Consider the following 19530-nt stretch of genomic DNA (forward strand, 5'->3'; position numbering starts at 1 on the left):
TCTTATTCTTAGTTCGTATAGACATTTGGCGGGACGATGTCTACTTTTATTTTTTGCTGCTGCAATTGATCGATAAAGCTTTGCGGCGCCTTGGAATCCATAATCATCGCTGCGATGTCCTGGGCGCTCGCGAACGATGATATCGAGCGCTTGTCCAGCTTGGTGTGATCCAGAAGGGCGATGACTTGGGAGGAAGCCTGTATCATGGCCCGCTTCAGCTCAACTTCATAGACGTTGAAATCCATCATTCCGTCTTCCAGTGTAAACCCGTGAGCGGAAGTATACATCGTATCCATATGAATCTGATTCAACACGGAACTCCCCAACATGCCTTCCAGACCAGCGGAACCGGCCCGGATGACACCACCAACGACGATAACCGTAAAATTCGGATTTTCTTTCAATTCGAGAGCCGTATAAATTCCATTGGTTACGACGATAAGGCGGATCTGCCTGTTTTTGAGAGCTTTCGCCATCTCCAGCGCAGTGGAACTTGCATCGAGCAGGATACATTCGCCGTCTTGCGGCAGCATGGCTGCCTTGCTTCCGATGGCCGATTTTTCTGCATTATTTCGCTTCTCCCGTACGGCGAAGGAGGTGTCCGTCTGCATGTCATCTGCAATCATGGCGCCGCCATGCGTGCGCTGCAGCGATCCTTCCTCTTCCATCACTTGAAGATCGCTTCGCAAGGTTGCTTCAGACACGCCGACGAGGCAGGACAATTCCTTAACGGTAGCGCGTTGCTGCTTTTTCAAGTATTCTAAAATTTTGCTCTTTCTTTCCGCAGGAAACATCTTCCCCAATTGAGATCACCTTTTCAAGATTATTAGATGAGTATATATACATATCATAACAAATAAAAGCGAAACGCACAAAAATCATAATATAAAAATAAATGAAAAAATAAAATTGACAAAACGAAAATAAATGATATTATATGTGTAAATAAAATAAGAAATGAAGGTGAGGCTTCTGAAGAAATGTTCAGGAAAACATATCTAATGGATAGCAGCATCATTCTCGTCAAGAAGGTTTGATAACGCTTTTATTTCCAAGGATGGAGGAGTAGCTGTGAACAGTATGAGAAGAATAATGGGTCTCTGGTTGTTGGTACTTGTCTTGTTCATGTCTGCCGCATGCTCTTCGGCGGGAAATAACGAGGGAACCACGACGGAAAAGCTCCCTGAGTCCGGGGTGCGTGCTTCCGACACCGCGTTCGGTTGGAGGCAATTCGCAGGTCATGAGATTCAAGTGATGCTGAACCAGCATCCGTATGCCGAAGCGATCGTACAGAGACTCCCTGAATTTGAAGCCAAGACCGGCATCACAGTGAAGTATTCCGTTACGCCGGAGGAGAACTATTTCGACAAGCTGACGACAGCATTGAATTCCCGCAACGGCAACCCGGATGTCTTCATGACGGGATCCTACCAACTGTGGGAATACGCCCCGGCTGATTATGTGCAGGCCCTGGATGACTTCCTGGGGGACAAGGAGCTGACGGACCCGGAATATGATCTCGATGATTTCTACAAAGGAATATTGGACGGCGTCCGCTGGGACCTGAAGCCGGGGCATCCTGTCGGAACGGGCAGCTTGTGGGCGCTGCCGATCGGCTTTGAAGCGAGTGTTCTGCTGTATAACAAGAAAGCGTTCGATCGTCAAAATTTGAAGCCGCCTGCGACATTCGATGAATTGATCGACACCGCCTCGCAATTCAACGGTTGGAACGGAGAAGGATCGTATGGCATCGCCGTGCGGGGCACCCGTTCGTGGGCCACGATTCACCCCGGCTATATGACCGCATTCAGCTTGAACGGCGCCCAGGACTTCACGGTTGAAGCCGGGAAGTTGGTGTCCAAGCTGGACAGTCCCGAATCGATTGAGGCAACGAAGAAATTTGCGGAATTGGTGAACAAAGCAGGGCCAAAGGACTGGACCAATTATACGTGGTATCAAGTGTCCACCGATATCGGGGCGGGGAAAGCCGCCATGGCTTATGATGCGGATATTTTCGGTATATTCCAGGGGCAGGAAGGCGCATCCGCAGAATCAGGCAACATTGCGTTCGCGCCACCGCCTGCCATGAAGAGCGGGCAGGATGTGGGTTCGAATGAATGGATCTGGTCCATTGCCATGAACCGGTCCTCGAAGCAGAAGGAGGCGGCATGGCTCTTCATGCAATATGTCTCAGGCAAGGAACATACGCTGTGGGGCGCGACCCAGGCAAGCGTCGTGAACCCGGTTCGCCAATCGGTATGGGACAACCCGGATTTCACGAAGCGGATTCATATATTCGAAGGTTACGAGGATACGTTCAAGACCATTATTGATCACACATCGATTAAATTTACGCCACAACCGGAATTCTTCAATACGACGACAGAGTGGGCGGCTGCACTTCAGGATATCGTCACGAGACAAGCGTCTGCAGAAGAGCGGATGAAGAAGCTCGCTGAAGACATTAATCAGCGCGTAGCGAGGATTCGAACGGCAGAGTAAGCGGCAGGCATCCGAGTTGGAGGACAACAACCGTCTCGCAGATGATGCCTCTGCGAAAGGAGGGCTCTCATGAGATCGGTCGATAAGTATCGGGAGGCGCCGACTGTACCGACTGCCCATTCGGCAGATCGCAAGAACGCTGCTGATGCGATCAACGTACCGTGGAGAAGAAAGGCGCGTCCGTATCTTATTCTGGCGCCGTCGCTGCTTCTGACCATCGGTATTCTTATTCCTTTTTTTACCTCCGTGTATTATTCGCTGACGAATTATTCTTTTAAATACCAGGATGCTTCCTTCGTAGGATTGGAGAACTGGACAAGAATGTTCGGTGATCCGTCGTTCTGGCACAGCGTATCGGTGACCGGGCAGTATGCGTTTTTGGCAACCGCGATCGAAATGCTTCTCGGAATGGCGATTGCGCTCATGTTGAACCGGGACAATCTTCTGTCGCAGGCGTTGCGGATGGTGCTTATCTTCCCGCTCATGATTGCGCCAGTCGTGGCCACGCTTATCTGGCAACTGATGACGAACTCTTCCGTAGGCGTGATTAGCCGCTGGCTCCGTGCCATTGGCGTAACCGATTTTGTGTGGGGGGCCGATCCGGCTACAGCCATGTTCTCCGTCGTCTTGATCGACGTATGGGTATATACGCCGTTCGTTATTATTCTCGTGTTGGCCGGTCTTCGTTCCTTGCCCAAGGCGCCATTTGAATCGGCGATGATAGATGGAGGATCGGCATGGTTCACCTTTAAGACATTGACATTGCCGATGATTAAGCCTCTGCTCTACATTGCGCTGTTGTTCCGCATGATGGTATCACTTCAGGAATTCTCTATTATTTTTGCCATGACCCGCGGTGGGCCCGGAGATACGCTCATGACGCTGCCGCTTGCGGCTTACAATGAAGCGTTTACCTATAAGGAGATGGGGAGTTCCCTGCCCTATATGTTGATTCTCTGGATCTTCGTATATGTGGCGAGCCATTACATGATCCGATACTGGAGCCGCGCGCAGCAGCGAGCCTCTGGCATCTAGGAGGGTGACGATGGAAATCACAACGAAACTGGCGAGCTTGTTGAAACATTCGGCACTCGTTCTCTATGCGGGATTCGCCCTGTTTCCTCTGTTGTGGATGCTGCTGATCTCGTTCAAGCTCGATCGGGAAATGTACGATACGATCTTCGTGTTTACGCCTACATTGGAAAATTACCGGATGCTTTTTGCAACGGGGGAGTACCTGGGTTATTTCGTCAATAACTTGATTGTCAGCGTAGGGGCAGTGATGCTGTCCATCGCCGTCGGCGTGCCGGCGGCCTACGCTCTGGCGCGATTTGATTTCCGGGGTAAGGAGAATATGGCTTTCACGTTTTTGTCCTTCCGCTTCGCGCCCGAGATGCTGGTCATTTTGCCGCTATTCCTTATTTACCAAAAAATAGGACTCTATGATTCGCACTTCGGATTGATATGGGTGTACCAGCTCATCTCTCTTCCGTTCATCATCTGGATTCTCAGAGGGTACTTCGAGGATATTCCGCCGGAGATCGAGCATGCGGGGAGAGTGGACGGGTATTCCTGGCGGCACGTGTTCATGAAGATCATGGTGCCGCTCGTTAAGCCAGGGATGGTGGCTGCCGGACTTCTCTCTTTCATTTTTGTATGGAACAACTTCACGTTCGCGCTGCTTCTCGCGGGCCAGGAAGTCGTCACTTCGACGGTGGCTTCATTAAAATATATTTCTTCGGATACGGTTCACTACGGGCAAATGGCGGCCGCGGTTACCTTGTCCGCATTGCCTGAGGTGATTTTGGCGCTGCTTATTCAGAAGCATCTGGTTCGCGGGTTGAGCATGGGAGCCGTCAAAGGATAGGTAGCTTGCGGGGAGGGAAACGGATGGCGGATTTATCACTAACAAATATTACGATCAATTATAAAGGGAAGCCCGCCTTGAACAATGTATCGCTTGAGGTGAAGGATAAAGAATTTTTGGTCGTATTCGGTCCGGCCGGAGCAGGTAAGACGACATTATTAAACGTGATCGCCGGGATTATCTTGCCTAACGAAGGGGTTATCCGCATGAACGGCCGCGTTATCAATGCAATGGAGCCGGAAGAACGCAATGTAGCCATGGTATTCGAGAACTATGCTCTGTATCCGCATCTGACGGTGTTCGATAATCTGGCGTCTCCCTTGCGCAGTCCCAAATACCGCCAGCCGGAGAGCGTCATCCGGGAGGAGGTTCGACGCGTGGCCCAAATCCTGCGTATCGACCGGCTGCTGGAGAGGCTGCCATCGGAGATCTCGAACGGTCAGCGGCAGCGGGTGTCGTTGGGACGGGCTCTAGTAAGGAAGCCGGAGTTGTTCTTGATGGACGAGCCGTTGACGCATCTGGACGCCAAGCTGCGCCATCAGATGCGGGCAGAGTTCAAGGAAATGCAGCAAAGCCTGAATACAACCACTATTTACGTCACCCATGACTATCTCGAAGCGCTTAGTCTGGGGGATCGGATAGCGGTCATTCATGAGGGCCAAATCGAACAAGTCGGCAGACCTGTTGATATCTACTACCGACCGGCCACGGAATATGTGGCAGAGGCGTTCGGCGAGCCGGAGATTAATTTACTGGACGCGGATATCGTACGGAGAGCCGAAGCCGCTTATCTGAATCTCCTGGGGGATAGTTCTCGCTTTTTTGTTCCAGATGACGTATTAGGGCGGATTGAACAGGCGGGTTGCCCGGCTGTTCGCGTAGGCTTCCGCCCCAGAGATATCTTCTATTCCTTCGAACAAGAGACGGATGGAGCGCTTGAAGCTCGAATCTACAGCTTCGAACCTCTTGGCGCCATGGCGATTCTAACCGTTGAACGGCACGAAAGGCAGATCCGCTTGACAGCACCGGCAGACCTGGTATGTTCCGTGGATGCGCCAATCTATCTGAAGTTCAACACAGCGGAGGCTTTGTTCTTCGATGCGAGGACGAGAAGCTTCTTGGGCCGAGCTGGCGAGAAAGGGGGCAGCAAGGATGGCGGAGCTTAACATGAAAGATCTGTGCAAGAGGTACATCAAAAATAAAAAGCAGGTGCACGCGGTCCGCTCGCTCAATCTCATCTGCCGCGACGGAGAATTCATTGCCCTGCTCGGTCCTTCCGGCTGCGGCAAATCAACCACCCTGCGAATGATTGCGGGCCTGGAGGACGTCTCGTCGGGGGAGATTATGATCGGCGGCAAGTCGGTCAGCCGATTGCATCCCAGCCGGCGCAATGTCGGCCTGGCGTTCGAAAATTACGCCTTGTACCCGCCGTTGACCGTGTATGAGAATATTGCCTTCAACCTGCGAGCCCGCAAAATGCCGGAAAGTCAAATGAAACAGGAGGTTATCCGGATTGCGGAGCTGCTCCATATTCCAGATCTGCTGCCCATGAAGCCATCCGCATTATCCGGCGGCCAGAAGCAGCGGGTCAATATCGCCAGGGCCATCGTTAGACATCCCGAAGTTCTGCTGCTGGATGAGCCATTATCTCATCTCGACGGCAAGATGCGCCAGACGATGAGGACGGAAATCAAACGGCTGCATTCCGAAATGAAGACAACGAGCATCATTGTCACTCACGATCAGTCGGAGGCGATGGCCTTGGCCGATCGGATCGCCATTATGAATGAAGGAGTGCTTCAGCAGTATGGCACCCCTATGGAAGTATACAACTACCCCGTCAACGAATTCGTTGCCGGATTTATCGGAGAGCCACCGATGAACTTGTTCTTTGTGAACACGGTGCAGTTGCAGGATAAGCTTCAGTTCCGGATTGAAGATTCTGAACTGGTATTTCCTGTCCCGGAGCAGTATGTTCGGCGGGTAAGAGTGGGGGAAATCTATCGCCTCGGCATTCGCCCGACCGAGATCTGCCCGGTTGACGGAGACTCACCTTGTACGTTGTCGGCTCGTGTAAGCATCTTCGAGCCTCTGGGCGAGGAGAATCGCATTCATATCCGCGTTCGCGATCAAATGCTCACTCTGATTACCATGCAGGGTACCGCATACCGTCCAGGGGACAAGATCAGGCTGTTATTTCGGGAGGATCGCATCCATCTCTTCGATCTGCTGTCCGGTAACCGAATCGGAAGCCGACCTTCTGGGTGAATCGGATGATACGAATAAGGGGGGATAACCAGCATGACGAACGAATGGGTGGAGTCAGTGGCAGGGAAAGCCGTTATTCCCGATACAATGAAAGCTGTTGTCGCTTACGCGCCCGGCGATTACCGGCTGGAGGAAGTGCCGGTTCCGGCAGTCGGAGAAGGAGAGATTTTGCTCAAAGTGGAAGGCTGTGGAATATGCGCAGGGGATCTGAAGGCATTTGGAGGGGCTCCGAGCTTCTGGGGGAGCGAGACTCAGTCCGCTTACATTAAAGCGCCGGTGATACCGGGACATGAATTTATCGGCCATGTGGCAGCGCTTGGGCCTGGGGTAGAGGGGTTCGCCATAGGCAACAGAGTCATATCCGAACAGATCGTGCCTTGCTGGAAGTGCCGCTTCTGCAATCGGGGGCAGTATTGGATGTGCGAGAAGCATGACTTGTACGGCTTCCAGAACAATGTGAATGGCGGGATGGCCGAATACATGAAGTTGCCGAAGGAAGCGATCAACTACAAGGTGCCTGCCAATCTTCCCTTGGAGAAGGCGATCTTGATCGAACCTTTTGCCTGCTCCTACCATGCGGTGCAGCGTGCACAGATTCAACTGGGGGATATCGTCGTGCTGGCCGGAGCCGGAACGCTTGGGTTAGGGATGATCGGAGCAATTAAGAAGTCGGGTCCAGGGAAGCTGATTGTTCTTGATTTGTTCGAGGACCGGCTGCGATTGGCCGAGCAGTTCGGCGCCGATCTGGTGTTGAATCCGAGCAAGAACGATGTCGCGCACATCGTGAAGGAACTGACCGGCGGGTATGGATGCGACATCTATATTGAAGCAACCGGCGCCCAGAAGTCGGTAGAGCAAGGTCTGAGCCTGATTCGTAAGCTTGGCCGATTCGTGGAATTCAGCGTGTTCACCGACCCCGTAACCGTAGACTGGAGCATTATCAGCGACCGCAAAGAACTGGATGTGCTCGGCTCGCATCTGGGGCCATACTGCTACGAGCCTGTAATTAAAGGCATTGCCAACGGCGATCTTCCAACGGAGGGCATCGTCACGCATCAACTGTCGCTGGAACAGTTCAAGCGCGGATTTCAACTGGTGAGGAGCGGGTCGCAGTCATTGAAAGTTGTGCTTATCCCGTAGTCGGCGTAGCAAAGCCATGCCCATCATGAATCATGAACAGAAAGGAATATGCCTATGAAAATCGGATTAGGCTCTGACCATAATGCGTATGTGATGAAAGAAGAGATCAAGGCGTTTGTGCAATCGCTCGGTTACGAAGTACATGATTATGGCTGCGCTTCCTACATGGAGGTGGATTACCCGGACGTTGCCTTCCGGGTTGCCGGCGATATCCTCTCCAACAAGATCGCAAGAGGAATCTTGATCTGCGGAACCGGCATCGGCGTTGCCATCGCCGCAGGGAAAGTTCCCGGCATTCGCGCCGCGCTGTGCCATGACACCTATTCGGCGGAGCGGGCACAGAAGAGCAATGATGCGCAGATTATCACGATGGGTGCGAAGGTAATCGGCATTGAACTGGCCAAGCAGATCGTCACCGTATATCTGCAATCGGAGTTTACCGGCGGCAATTCGGCGAGAAAGGTTCAGCAGATTATCGAGAAAGAGCAGGATTTCTTGAAAGGGGCTGTATGTCATTGAAAAAATTGATTAACGCTCCGAATGATGTCGTGGAGGAAATGATCGCTGGCTTCGCGGCAGCCCATCCGCAATATGTCCGGCAGCTTCCGCAACATAAGCGTTCGATCGTTACGGTGAGAGACACCACGGAGGGCAAGGTTGGCATACTCATCGGTGGGGGATCCGGCCATGAGCCTGCATTTATGGGTTATGTCGGGGACGGGATGGCGGATGGCGTGGCGGTAGGCAATATATTTGCTTCTCCGCCGCCCGATCCGATTCTGGAGGCGACCAAGGCGATTGATAAGGGTGCAGGGGTTGTATATATTTACGGGAACTATGCTGGCGATGTCATGAACTTCGACATGGCGGCGGAATTGGCCGACCTCGAGTACGGTATTCCTGTAGGGACGGTTATCGTAACGGATGACGTAGCCTCCGCTCCGAGGGAAGGCAGCGAGAATCGTCGCGGCATTGCCGGCGAGTTTTTGGTAACGAAGGTGGCCGGGGCCGCTGCGGCACAAGGGTATTCGTTGAGTGAAGTCGTCAGCGTGTCGAATTGGGCGAATGCGCGGACTCGAAGCATGGGAGTGGGTCTGACGCCGTGTTCCTTGCCCCAGACGGGCCAGCCCAGCTTCGAATTGGAAGCGGACGAGATGGAAATTGGCCTTGGCCATCACGGGGAACCGGGAATCGAGAAAGGGCGGCTGCAAACGGCCGAACGGGTAGCTGAACGTCTTGTTCATGATATTGTGGCGGATATGCCGCTTGAGCCAGGATCCCGGACTGCCGTTCTTGTAAATGGACTCGGTTCAACGACGCGAATGGAACTGTATATCGTGTTCTTGAGGGTCGAGCAATTGTTGTCTGAGAGAGGGATTGTTATTCATCGTGCTTACGTGGGCGAGTACAGCACATCTCTGGAAATGGGAGGGTGTTCGGTGACGGTGATGCATCTGGACGATGAGCTGGAAGCGTTGATCGATTACCCTGCCGACTGTCCCATGTATGTACAGAAGTAAGGAGGAGCGGTCATGAACATGACGGCGGATGATCTGAAGACGTATCTAACTTATGTCATCGGTGTAATCGAAGAAAATAAAGAGTACTTGTCCGAGCTGGATCGGAAGCTGGGCGACGGCGATCATGGGGTAACCATGTCGATTGGCTGGCAGGCCATCGGCGAACAATTGCGCGACACGTTGAAGGACGAACAAGATTGCGGCAGGATCTGTTCCGTTGCGGGACGAGCGTTCCTGTCAGCGGTAGGTTCTTCCGTCGGGCCGCTATATGCTATGGGGTTTCTGTGGGGGGCAAAGGCCATCCAGAACATTACGGTGCTGCGCGACGAGGATCTGGTCCGTTTCTGGGTTGCTTTTATTGAAGGAATCAAGGAGCAAGGGAGGGCGGAGATCGGCGACAAGACGATGATCGATACGCTGGAGCCAGCGCTCGCAGCGTTGCAGATTAGTTACCGGACGACGGGCGAGTTCAGGGCTGCATTTGCCGAAGCGGTATCGGCGGGCCGACGCGGGATGGAGGCGACGAGGGCCATGCTGTCGAGAAGAGGGAGATCGAGCCGTCTGGGGGAGCGTTCCCTGGGCATTCAAGATCCGGGAGCAACATCGGCTTATCTGATCCTTCGCGCGTTCCTGGACACAATAGAAGCCCCGGTTGAATCTCAGGTTACATCGTAAGCACCTTAATCCTATGCATGAGGGGGGGGATCCTTGATAACGAATGCGGATCGTAATGATGTTGTGGCCAAGATGCACATGGATTTTCTGACCGTTACACAACAGGCTGCCTTCGCCGCTTCCCCTTGGATAGGCAAAGGATGCAAGCAGGAAGCAGATGAAGCAGGCACGGCAGCGATGAGAGAAAACATGAACCGGATCGGCATGCGCGGACTGATCGTGATCGGCGAAGGGACAAGACAACGCCATTACCGTCATCGCGGCAGCTTCCGCAGGCAGTCTGCTGCATGCTCCCGATATGTATATGAAGAAATTGGCGGTGGGGCCGCAGGCGGCAGGACGCATTCATTTGGACTGCCTATGTCGGAGAATGTGCTCTCCGTGGCCGATGCGCTCGGCAAGAAGGTGTCCGACGTCACAGTCATGATTCAAGACCGCCCCAGACATGAAGTATTGATTCGCGATGTGTTGGATACGGGAGCCAGAGTCCGATTATTTTCCGATGGCGATGTGACTGGCGCCATTGCGACAGCGATTGATGGATACAATGTGGATCTGCTGGCGGGAACAGGAGGGGCGCCGGAAGGCGTGCTCGCCGCCGTGGCGCTGAGATGCCTCGGAGGTGATATACAGGCTCAGCTTCTTCCACAACATGAAGGAGAAGTGGAGCGATGTTTACGGATGGGATTGCCCAAGCCTGGCACCATCTTGACTCTGGGCGATATGGTACAATCAGACGACTGTCTGTTCGTTGCCACAGGCATCACGGATGGCTTGCTATTACAAGGAGTACGCAAGAGGAACGGAACCGTGCTAACTCATTCTTTGCTCGCCTTCGGAGGCAGCCTTACGAGATTCCAGTTCATTGAATCCTATCATTAAGCAGATGGGGCTCTCGCGATTGACGAGAATCGTAAGCCGGGAGGAGGGGCATATGCAAGCGAGTGGGATAGAATCGACGAGCGGTGTGTTAACACGATTCGAACAAGGTCGATCGATGCCATCGAGAAGGCCGGATCGGGACATCCCGGCATGCCGATGGGAGCGGCCCCGATGGCTTATACGCTGTGGAACCGGTTCATGAGCGTCAGTCCTGCGAATCCGGGATGATGGAACCGGGATCGGTTCATTCCGTCTGCCGGACACGCATCGATGCACTTATATAGTATCTGCATCAATTGGGTAAGACTTGTGTGCTGCCCGCCAAGGTCACGGTTCGACTGGCCATTGACAGGGGCAGTACGGGTATTTATTAAAGATGAATGATGATGTAATAGAAAGACGAGGGGGCTGCTTCAATTGCGCCCTTTGTCTTTTTTTGGTACGACATCCTCGCTGGATGGGGAATTACACATACATGGGGAATGGCTGTGCAACGTCGTATGAAGGAAGCAGGGAGGTGTATTATTATCCACTTAACCTTGATCATCATCCAATCCCAGGAATGATCGAATAAGTCCCTGCTTTTACTACGGTGACGGTATGTTGCGAACCTGTGATCCTATGATGCTGTGATGCTGCGATAAGCAGAAGTAAGGAACTTTGCGCAGGAGCCATGTGCCGATCTTGGCGGTATGATCGAAGATGTGGAAGTAAGATACGCATGATGGGATACTTCTATTGGAGAAATGGTTGGGTAACACATTGGGCAATGACATGTACTTTGCGTGGCTGGCTTATCGCGGAGAAGAACTGATTGGCATGGCTATTATCGAACGGACTGGCGAGCATCGAAGAGGACAATAAGCCGTGCCTGGCTTGCCTTAAGTCCCACGGCTATGTAACTGACGAGAGGAGCCGGGCGAAGACGGATGTTATAGTTTGGGGTACGAACGGAGGTAGGGAATGCGGGGGTAAGCAAATTATATCGGTTTGATCACTACTATTGGCCTGTGAAATGTGGTAACTTATACATTGAGACATGGATCTAGATATAGGAAAAGCCATTCATGTTGTGGTGCGAATGTGTAGTGCACATGAATTTCCCGGGGGATTCGCACCATATTTTTTCTAAAAAATGGATTTTTTAATGTGGTCGATTTGCCGTTGGTTTAAAAACTCGTTTTTATTTGTCAATTAATTGACTCTTTTTAACGGTTCCAAGGTATTAATTGGCTATTAATGTCAATTTTTGCTGTCGCATCCTACGCGGATGCGTGGATTGAAATGAAATAACGAACTCGTAAAAGCAGCACAAGCGGCGTCGCATCCTACGCGGATGCGTGGATTGAAATAAGCAACGGTGGATTATATTATCGGTGTGACAGAGTCGCATCCTACGCGGATGCGTGGATTGAAATTTTGACAGGATCCAATTGGCCCTGTGATGGTCCAGTCGCATCCTACGCGGATGCGTGGATTGAAATCAAAGAACTGCTATATGCAAGGTATACCGTTGAGGTCGCATCCTACGCGGATGCGTGGATTGAAATTAAACGAAGGGTGAACGTTCTTCTGTTTTTCAGTCGCATCCTACGCGGATGCGTGGATTGAAATTACCCTTGTGACGCGCTCTGAAAGCCCGTCCAGGCGTCGCATCCTACGCGGATGCGTGGATTGAAATTCTACTAGTGTTCCTCCCCATGTCCGCTGCGCGACGTCGCATCCTACGCGGATGCGTGGATTGAAATCCTTTCATACACCGCTAGCGACCAAGTCGCTGTGTCGCATCCTACGCGGATGCGTGGATTGAAATTGTCATGATCCCACTGAAATACCGTCAGGTACTACGTCGCATCCTACGCGGATGCGTGGATTGAAATTATGCTCCTCCCTCCAGTACCTCGAATAGATCAGTCGCATCCTACGCGGATGCGTGGATTGAAATATTTCGGGCGGTGCGACGCTATTTGGGTTGTACTCGTCGCATCCTACGCGGATGCGTGGATTGAAATTGACACTAGCATTTTAGCACGTCAAATAGGGGTCGTCGCATCCTACGCGGATGCGTGGATTGAAATGCTCCAAATAACTCTCCGTTGGCGTGGCCCCCCTGTCGCATCCTACGCGGATGCGTGGATTGAAATTCACGTATCTCTTCCGGCAGAGTGCTGAGCAGGAGTTGCATCCTACGCGCATGCGTGGAATCAAATATGAAACCAAAAAAGCATCTCAGCTTGTGACAGAAGATGGCACGGGGTGGGATGCTTGTCTTTTTGTAGAACATATGTTCCTTGTAAAGTTGTTGTCACTGCTACAACCATAATAGAATGCAAAGTATCGATATGAAGGAAGGTGAAAGTGAATCTGGAGCGGGATGTAGTACAGATGGCGGATATGAGGCTGACAAAAAGGTGCGTACTGCCGAAATTCCGGTATGCTACGGCGGGGAATAGGGTCTCGATCTGGAGGAGGTCGCCGCGTATAAGCGGCTATTGGCCGATGAGGTTGTTCTCATTCATAGCAGCGCCGTGTACTTGGTATACATGATGGGGTTTGCTTCCGGTTTTCCGTAGCTCGGCGGCCTGCCGGAGAGATTGCCACCGAGGCGCTCTTCCTCGCGCCTGACGATTGTGGTGGGCGCTAGTGGGCGGTCGGGATTGTCGGGAGGCAGACCGGGGTCTGTCCTATTGTCACACCAGGCGGCTAGCAATTGATCGGCCAGTCGCCGATTCCGTTATTTCTCCGGATATGCCCCCTCCGATCTTGCTAAGATCGGGGGATACGATCTGGCGGATCTGGCCGATATAGCGAGACAATTGGCCGTTAGGCTCGGTTGCACGCAAGAAGCTGATCGCATTGTGAAGGCGGTAGAGGATGCTGTCGTATAGGATAGGAAGACGCCCGAGCATCCGAAGGACAAAGGGATATATAACAATAATGAAATGGGGTTGAATCAGGATGGCGTCGATTGAACGATGGAAGCTTTGCGCAGGAGCCAGGTGCCGATCATCTTGGCGGCATGGTTCGAAGATATGGAAGTATGCATACGCATGCCCGGGATGCTTCTATTCGAGAAATGGTTGGATAACATATCGGGCAATGACATGCTCTGCGTGGCTGGCTTATCGCGGAGAGGAGCCGATTGGCATGGCTATGATCGAACGGGATGGCGAGTCAGCCTATATCGGACATAATCCATCCTTCCGAAAATGAAGGATATGGAAAACAATTGGTGCGCGAAGTGATGAATCGCCCGGAACGGCCATCCGCGAGCAGATGGGTGGCGAGCATCGAAGAGCACAATAAGCCGTGCCTGGCTTGCTTTAAGCCCCTCGGCTATGTGACCGACGAGGAGGAGCCGGACGAAGACGGATTTATAGTTTGGTGTACGAACGGAGGTAAGGAATGAAGGAAGATGCAAATTACACCCGTTTGATCACTACTATTGGTCTGTGAAATGTGATAACTTATACTTTGTAGAGATGGATCTAAATATAGGAAAACCCATTCATGTTTTGGTGCGAATGTGTAGTGCACATGAATTTCCTGGGGGATTCGCACCATACTATTTCTAAAAAAATGGATTTTTTAACGTGGTCGATTTGTCATTGGATTTAAAAATTAGCTCTGAATTGTCAATTAATTGACTTTTTTAAACATTTTCAAGGTATTAATTAGGAATTAATGTCAATTTTCGCTGTCGCATCCTATGTGGATGCGTGGATTGAAATGATCTCTTCGGGGTGTCTTGCGAGGCGCAGGAACCGTCGCATCCTATGTGGATGCGTGGATTGAAATTTGACGGAGTTAATGGCCGCGAGCAATTCCTGGGTCGCATCCTATGTGGATGCGTGGATTGAAATCTTGTCGAGCATCCGGAAGATTTGGAAGCCCTCCAGTCGCATCCTATGTGGATGCGTGGATTGAAATGGATCTCACAAACAAACAATAGTGGCGTTACTCCGTCGCATCCTATGTGGATGCGTGGATTGAAATTGCCGTCGCTGGCTGTAGTAGCCGCCGGCTCTGGTCGCATCCTATGTGGATGCGTGGATTGAAATGTAAGGTCCTCGGTCGTAGAGAGACGCGCTTCGATGTCGCATCCTATGTGGATGCGTGGATTGAAATTTAACTCCTGACACAAGTTCAGTTGCGATTGCCTGTCGCAACGTAAGCGTCAAACCTGGCACACCTTCAACAGCCCCCGGGAATCATGAGAAGATGAGAGCAAATCCAAATCACAGGAGGTTGCCTCATGACGAAACAAGAACAACGCCGACAAGAATGGACCGCGCGCGTCGCAGCTTATGAAGCAAGCGGCCAGACGATGAAGGTCTGGTGCGCCGAGCATCACGTGACTAAAGATCAATTAAGATATTGGCTCCGTACCCTGAAAGGCCGCTCGACAGCGACAGCAGCAACCTCTTCCGTTCGCTTTGTTCCGCTCGCCTTAAGCGAACCGATGGCACATACGCCTTCCTCCTCCCTTACCCTCTATGTCGGCTCCACGCGCATTAAACTGACGGCAGGCTTCGACCCTAAGCCGCTTCGTGAAGCGGTCGCTGCCCTGGATGTGTCATGCTGACGCTCTCTAGCGCTCAGCGCGTCTATCTGGCTAGCGGAGCTACGGACTTACGCAAGTCTATCGACGGATTGGCTGCGCTCGTCCAAGAAAGCTTTGGCTTGAGTCCTTTTTCGGCGAGTCTGTTCGTCTTCTGTAACCGTGAACGCAATAAGTTGAAGCTGCTTTACTGGGATCATAATGGCTTTTGGCTATTCTTTCGGCGGCTTGAACGCGGTACGTTCCAATGGCCGCTCAGCCGCGAGCGAACGGTTGTCCTCTCTGCCCGTGAACTGCGTTGGCTGCTTGACGGTCTTTCGCTAACTCAGCGACTCGCCCATCCGGCGATTTCGCCCGAAGCGGCGATTTGAGCCAAATATGTGCGTGTAGCAGGAAATCCCCCGCGTTTGTCTAATTGTATATCTCTATGAAAACAAACGCGGAAACCCCTACCCTCGAACAACTTCAACAGCAAATTGCCGAGCTGACCGCCAAACTGAAGTGGTATGAAGAACAGTTTCGTCTGGCGCAGCAGAAACGCTTCGGCGCTACACCCTGATTAACTGGAGTTCAACCTGTTTAACGAAGCCGAAGTATGGGCCACGCCGAAAGGGCAAGAGCCCGAGATGGAAACACTGACCTACGAGCGGCGCCAAACAAGCGGCAAGCGCGAAGCTGAGCTGTCTAAGCTGCCGGTGGAAACGGTGACGTACCTGAGCAAATCTGCGCGTGCTGCGGCGGCTCCCTGCATGAAATGACCACGGAAACGCGCAGTGAGATTGCCGTCGTTCCGCCGCAGGTCAAGGTGGTTCGGCATGTCAGGCAGGTGTATGCCTGCCGCCGTCACTGCGAGCGTCATGAGCTGCAGACTCCCATCGTCACGGCGCCAATGCCCAAACCTGTATACCCGGGCAGCCTAGCCTCTCCTACTGCGATGGCGTATGTCATGTGCCAGAAATACGTGGACAGTATGCCGCTCTACCGACAGGAACAGCAATTTGCCCGTTTGGGCGATACGTTGTCGCGGCAAACGATGGCGAACTGGATGATTTACGGTGCCGAACGGTGGCTGAAGCCAATGGTGGAGGAAATGAAAAAGCATCTGCTGCTGCAGAAAGCGCTGCAGGCGGACGAGACGACGCTGCAGGCACTTCGGGAGCCGGGGAAATCGGCGGAAGCCACCTCATATCTGTGGTTATATCGAACCGGTCGCGACACAGAGCCGGTGGTCATTTATGACTATCGACGGACGAGAGGCGGCGAGCATCCGCGAGACTCCCTTGCCGGCTTCAGCGGCTATCTGCACGTAGATGGCTATGCCGGTCATCACAAGGTGAAGGATGTGACGCTGGTGGGTTGCTGGGCGCATGCGCGGCGCAAGTATGACGAAGCGCTGAAAGCAGCGCCAGTAGCCAAAGGCAATCCAAACACAGTCGCAGCGCAGGGGCTGGCGTATTGCAACCAGTTGTTTGCGATTGAACGCGAGCTGAAGGAGGCCACGCCGGAGGAACGTCACCAAGCGCGGGCAGAGCGAAGCCGTCCGGTGCTAGATGCGTACTATGCCTAGCTGCGCCAGCAGGCCCAAAAGTCTGTTGGGCCAGGCGATTGCCTACAGCCTAAATCAGTGGGAGAAGCTAAGCGATTTTCTGAAAGACGGCATACTTGAGATCGATAACAACCGCAGTGAACGTTCGATCATGCCGTTTGTAATCGGGCGCAAAAATTGGCTGTTTGCGAATACTCCACGAGGAGCTGCGGCCAGCGCAGCGATTCAAACAGTTGCCGCAACTTGCCGCAACTTGCCGACTTGCAAGAGGCTGAGGCATTCTCTCCGTTCATGCCATGGTCATCGCACCTTCCGGACTCCTGTCGCATGAACGAATCTGCATTCATCATACACTGGCCCCATTCTGACTGCTAGGTGGGGTCTATTTGTCGTTCACGAATAATCAGTGACTTGAAAAACATTCCATGTTATATTTTGTATTAAAAGGAGGGATGACCATGTTTGCTTATTTTAAAGGTGCGGGCGCTTCTGCTTTTGTTGCTACTGTAATTACCGTTTTAAGTTTTTATTTTGGGATAATAGAAATTTTCGGAAAATCCCTTCATGGGTTGTTTATGGCGCTTACGTTCACTATCGCGTCCAGTTATGTTGGTTGTGTATTAGGTTGGATTTTACTCACTTTCCTGAATAGAGCCAGATCAATAGATACAGGTGCAGCCGTTATGCTTTATGTTTTATTGGGTTGTATTTTTCCGTTCTGCTGAGTTTCGTATTTAGTTCTGGTGTATTTTCCTTTATCCTTATCACAGTAAGTGGTTCAGTATCTTTTTACATGGCGCAACGTATTAATCATGGACTACTATCTTGGAGTGCCGTATTATTCGGCCCACTTGTATTACTTACTTCATCGTATAGTTACTTGTATCTAACTATCTAAAAGTCACCATCCTATGTGGATGCGTGGATCGAAAGAAATCGAAACTTTAGATTTGTCTCTACCCAGAATGTAAAGTCAAGCATCAAATTAAACTTTCATGACTTCTTGTATGACTGCCAGAAATCGGAAAGGCGGTGCGCCCGGTCGATTTGCTGACAATGGATTCGTCGGGAGAGATTAGCAGACAGAATGGACAGTTAACTAAGAAGGAACTCATCTAGATTTGGTTTCGCTTAAACAAGCTGTAAAAAGTTACCGCAAAGCATGCAACCATGATATACTAAAAAGCAGGATAAGAACGTGAATGGATAAAATTCTATTTATTCCAATTAATTCATAAATATTATATTTCACCGCAGGTGCGAATGTGGAGCTCACATGAAAACCCCGGGAGATTCGCACCAAACTAATAGATAAATTATCCATAAAAATCCGGGCGAAATGCTAAATAATCAGCCATCTTGATGTAACTGCTCATTTTTTTGTAGCATTTGCTCGTTTTTGGTCCCTTTTGTTACATTATATGTATATTCCTGCTGTCGCATCCTATACGGATGCGTGGATTGAAATTCTGGAATGTCGCTTTAGAGGTATTACTTTTCAGTCGCATCCTATACGGATGCGTGGATTGAAATCAAATACTGCACTTACTCGCCTCAACGAATTGGCGTCGCATCCTATACGGATGCGTGGATTGAAATTCGACGCGCACCGAAAGATACAAGCGGAGGATTGGTCGCATCCTATACGGATGCGTGGATTGAAATATATTCCGTATAAGTCGGTGGACGACCGTTGGTGGTCGCATCCTATACGGATGCGTGGATTGAAATAAATAATTCGTTTTTGGTTTTGACGTTGCCCCATGTCGCATCCTATACGGATGCGTGGATTGAAATTGTCGCGATAATATCTATACAGTTTTGAACTACAGTCGCATCCTATACGGATGCGTGGATTGAAATGCTCCAGTCTTTGCCGATATTTTTCGAATGTTCCCGTCGCATCCTATACGGATGCGTGGATTGAAATGTCCAAAATTAAATCGCATGGTCATCTCCCTCCGGTCGCATCCTATACGGATGCGTGGATTGAAAGTCGGCGATCGGTATCAGATGACGGACGAGCATAGTAGCATCCTATATGGATATGTGGATTGAAAAAAATCAAAGTTTTAGATTTGTCTCTGTCCAGAATGTAAAGTCTAGCATCAAATTAAACTTTCATGATTTCTTGCATGACCACCAGAAATTGGAGAGGCGGCGGCCGCTCGATCTGCTGGCAATGGATTCGTCGGGAGAGATTAGCAGACAACATGGACAGTTAATTATAAGGAGTTCGTCTAGATTTGGTTTTCGCTCAAACAGGCAGTCGCAACACATACAACCATGATATACTTAAAAGCAGGACAAGAATGTGAACTGAAAAATTGTATTTATTTCAATTCACGCGATAAATGTTTTTCTTCATCGCAGGTGCGAATGTGAAGCTCACATGAAATCCCCGGGGGATTCGCACCAAACTAATGGATAAATTATTCATAAGACGGATTGTAAAATGAAGTGCGACACCTTCTTGGAATAAAAAACAAAGGGCCCATGGCCGGATTCGTGTAGAATGAAAGTTCTCACCACCCCATTCACACAAGGAGAATCCACCATGAGCTACACT

Annotated in this window: 18 protein-coding genes, 2 pseudogenes and 3 CRISPR repeat arrays; of the genes and pseudogenes, 18 read left to right on the forward strand and 2 right to left on the reverse strand. The window is 51.2% G+C overall.

What is annotated here, in order from left to right:
• Window positions 1-8 precede the first annotated feature (8 nt).
• Window positions 9-794 (reverse strand): DeoR/GlpR family DNA-binding transcription regulator, encoded by a 786-nt coding sequence (locus PPOP_RS14315; RefSeq protein WP_042229014.1) that lies wholly within the window; start codon window positions 792-794, stop codon window positions 9-11.
• Between the two features lie 286 nt (window positions 795-1080).
• Here PPOP_RS14315 and PPOP_RS14320 point away from each other — a divergent pair, with 286 nt between their 5' ends.
• The 18 genes and pseudogenes from PPOP_RS14320 (at window position 1081) to PPOP_RS14395 (ending at window position 17686) form a co-directional block, all read left to right on the forward strand.
• Window positions 1081-2502 (forward strand): ABC transporter substrate-binding protein, encoded by a 1422-nt coding sequence (locus PPOP_RS14320; protein ID WP_042228997.1) that lies wholly within the window; start codon window positions 1081-1083, stop codon window positions 2500-2502.
• Between the two features lie 69 nt (window positions 2503-2571).
• The gene (locus tag PPOP_RS14325; RefSeq protein ID WP_006287235.1) at window positions 2572-3537 is read left to right on the forward strand and encodes a carbohydrate ABC transporter permease; all 966 of its coding nucleotides are present in this window, start codon (window positions 2572-2574) and stop codon (window positions 3535-3537) included.
• A 10-nt stretch (window positions 3538-3547) separates the two neighbouring features.
• Window positions 3548-4369 carry a carbohydrate ABC transporter permease gene (locus PPOP_RS14330; protein ID WP_006287236.1) on the forward strand — a complete coding sequence of 274 codons (822 nt, stop codon included), beginning with the start codon at window positions 3548-3550 and terminating at the stop codon, window positions 4367-4369.
• 23 nt (window positions 4370-4392) lie between these two features.
• On the forward strand, window positions 4393-5535 hold the full coding sequence (locus PPOP_RS14335) for an ABC transporter ATP-binding protein (RefSeq protein ID WP_006287238.1): 1143 nt from the start codon (window positions 4393-4395) through the stop codon (window positions 5533-5535).
• Entirely contained in the window at window positions 5522-6637 is a 1116-nt protein-coding gene (locus PPOP_RS14340; RefSeq protein WP_006287239.1) for an ABC transporter ATP-binding protein, read from the forward strand. The genes PPOP_RS14335 and PPOP_RS14340 overlap by 14 nt, the downstream gene beginning before the upstream one ends.
• 33 nt (window positions 6638-6670) lie before the next feature.
• On the forward strand, window positions 6671-7777 hold the full coding sequence (locus tag PPOP_RS14345; RefSeq protein WP_006287240.1) for an erythritol/L-threitol dehydrogenase: 1107 nt from the start codon (window positions 6671-6673) through the stop codon (window positions 7775-7777).
• Between the two features lie 54 nt (window positions 7778-7831).
• Complete coding sequence (rpiB, locus tag PPOP_RS14350; protein WP_042229000.1) at window positions 7832-8296, forward strand: ribose 5-phosphate isomerase B; 465 nt, start codon at window positions 7832-7834, stop codon at window positions 8294-8296.
• Window positions 8293-9297, forward strand: coding sequence for a dihydroxyacetone kinase subunit DhaK (locus PPOP_RS14355; RefSeq protein ID WP_042229002.1), 1005 nt, complete (start codon window positions 8293-8295; stop codon window positions 9295-9297). The genes rpiB and PPOP_RS14355 overlap by 4 nt, the downstream gene beginning before the upstream one ends.
• A 12-nt stretch (window positions 9298-9309) precedes the next feature.
• A complete protein-coding gene (gene dhaL, locus PPOP_RS14360; RefSeq protein ID WP_006287243.1) occupies window positions 9310-9972 on the forward strand; it encodes a dihydroxyacetone kinase subunit DhaL in 663 nt (220 codons plus the stop codon).
• A gap of 33 nt (window positions 9973-10005) precedes the next feature.
• On the forward strand, window positions 10006-10854 hold the full coding sequence (locus PPOP_RS14365; RefSeq protein WP_006287244.1) for a fructose-bisphosphatase class II: 849 nt from the start codon (window positions 10006-10008) through the stop codon (window positions 10852-10854).
• Between the two features lie 72 nt (window positions 10855-10926).
• Window positions 10927-11142, forward strand: a pseudogene (locus PPOP_RS20775) (transketolase); the annotation flags it as partial.
• Between the two features lie 966 nt (window positions 11143-12108).
• Window positions 12109-13064: direct repeats of the CRISPR family, unit length 32 nt; unit sequence GTCGCATCCTACGCGGATGCGTGGATTGAAAT.
• Between the two features lie 282 nt (window positions 13065-13346).
• The gene (locus PPOP_RS24430) at window positions 13347-13427 is read left to right on the forward strand and encodes a carboxyltransferase domain-containing protein (protein WP_234399851.1); all 81 of its coding nucleotides are present in this window, start codon (window positions 13347-13349) and stop codon (window positions 13425-13427) included.
• Window positions 13428-13829: 402 nt separating this feature from the next.
• Window positions 13830-14048 carry a hypothetical protein gene (locus tag PPOP_RS24435; RefSeq protein WP_234399848.1) on the forward strand — a complete coding sequence of 73 codons (219 nt, stop codon included), beginning with the start codon at window positions 13830-13832 and terminating at the stop codon, window positions 14046-14048.
• Between the two features lie 35 nt (window positions 14049-14083).
• Window positions 14084-14263 carry a hypothetical protein gene (locus tag PPOP_RS24440; protein WP_234399849.1) on the forward strand — a complete coding sequence of 60 codons (180 nt, stop codon included), beginning with the start codon at window positions 14084-14086 and terminating at the stop codon, window positions 14261-14263.
• 290 nt (window positions 14264-14553) lie between these two features.
• Window positions 14554-14982: a CRISPR direct-repeat array (repeat unit 32 nt; unit sequence GTCGCATCCTATGTGGATGCGTGGATTGAAAT).
• A 127-nt stretch (window positions 14983-15109) separates the two neighbouring features.
• Complete coding sequence (tnpA, locus tag PPOP_RS14375) at window positions 15110-15439, forward strand: IS66 family insertion sequence element accessory protein TnpA (RefSeq protein ID WP_006287251.1); 330 nt, start codon at window positions 15110-15112, stop codon at window positions 15437-15439.
• Window positions 15433-15786 (forward strand): IS66 family insertion sequence element accessory protein TnpB, encoded by a 354-nt coding sequence (tnpB, locus tag PPOP_RS14380; protein ID WP_006287253.1) that lies wholly within the window; start codon window positions 15433-15435, stop codon window positions 15784-15786. The genes tnpA and tnpB overlap by 7 nt, the downstream gene beginning before the upstream one ends.
• 56 nt (window positions 15787-15842) lie before the next feature.
• A pseudogene (tnpC, locus tag PPOP_RS19540) lies at window positions 15843-17336 on the forward strand (IS66 family transposase).
• A gap of 83 nt (window positions 17337-17419) precedes the next feature.
• Window positions 17420-17686, forward strand: a complete 267-nt coding sequence (locus tag PPOP_RS14395) for a hypothetical protein (protein WP_006287256.1) — start codon at window positions 17420-17422, stop codon at window positions 17684-17686.
• Window positions 17687-18397: 711 nt separating this feature from the next.
• Window positions 18398-19022: direct repeats of the CRISPR family, unit length 32 nt; unit sequence GTCGCATCCTATACGGATGCGTGGATTGAAAT.
• A 277-nt stretch (window positions 19023-19299) separates the two neighbouring features.
• On the opposite strand, the gene PPOP_RS24445 is transcribed toward PPOP_RS14395, so the two are convergent.
• Window positions 19300-19530: hypothetical protein (locus PPOP_RS24445; protein ID WP_234399850.1), on the reverse strand; the 231-nt coding region annotated here is incomplete at its 5' end.

Origin of the sequence: Paenibacillus popilliae ATCC 14706, from assembly GCF_000315235.1 — a bacterium.
In the GTDB taxonomy this organism is placed as follows: domain Bacteria; phylum Bacillota; class Bacilli; order Paenibacillales; family Paenibacillaceae; genus Paenibacillus_B; species Paenibacillus_B popilliae.

What these genes read in the sequence shown, in the direction of transcription:
- rpiB (WP_042229000.1), top strand. Translation starts at nt 7,832, where the DNA reads ATGAAAATCGGATTAGGCTCTGACCATAATGCGTATGTGATGAAAGAA.
- PPOP_RS14330 (WP_006287236.1), top strand. Translation starts at nt 3,548, where the DNA reads ATGGAAATCACAACGAAACTGGCGAGCTTGTTGAAACATTCGGCACTC.
- tnpA (WP_006287251.1), top strand. Translation starts at nt 15,110, where the DNA reads ATGACGAAACAAGAACAACGCCGACAAGAATGGACCGCGCGCGTCGCA.
- PPOP_RS24435 (WP_234399848.1), top strand. Translation starts at nt 13,830, where the DNA reads ATGGAAGCTTTGCGCAGGAGCCAGGTGCCGATCATCTTGGCGGCATGG.
- PPOP_RS14345 (WP_006287240.1), top strand. Translation starts at nt 6,671, where the DNA reads ATGACGAACGAATGGGTGGAGTCAGTGGCAGGGAAAGCCGTTATTCCC.
- PPOP_RS14320 (WP_042228997.1), top strand. Translation starts at nt 1,081, where the DNA reads ATGAGAAGAATAATGGGTCTCTGGTTGTTGGTACTTGTCTTGTTCATG.
- tnpB (WP_006287253.1), top strand. Translation starts at nt 15,433, where the DNA reads ATGCTGACGCTCTCTAGCGCTCAGCGCGTCTATCTGGCTAGCGGAGCT.
- PPOP_RS14395 (WP_006287256.1), top strand. Translation starts at nt 17,420, where the DNA reads ATGTTTGCTTATTTTAAAGGTGCGGGCGCTTCTGCTTTTGTTGCTACT.
- dhaL (WP_006287243.1), top strand. Translation starts at nt 9,310, where the DNA reads ATGAACATGACGGCGGATGATCTGAAGACGTATCTAACTTATGTCATC.
- PPOP_RS14340 (WP_006287239.1), top strand. Translation starts at nt 5,522, where the DNA reads ATGGCGGAGCTTAACATGAAAGATCTGTGCAAGAGGTACATCAAAAAT.
- PPOP_RS14335 (WP_006287238.1), top strand. Translation starts at nt 4,393, where the DNA reads ATGGCGGATTTATCACTAACAAATATTACGATCAATTATAAAGGGAAG.
- PPOP_RS14325 (WP_006287235.1), top strand. Translation starts at nt 2,572, where the DNA reads ATGAGATCGGTCGATAAGTATCGGGAGGCGCCGACTGTACCGACTGCC.
- PPOP_RS14315 (WP_042229014.1), bottom strand. Translation starts at nt 794, where the DNA reads ATGTTTCCTGCGGAAAGAAAGAGCAAAATTTTAGAATACTTGAAAAAG.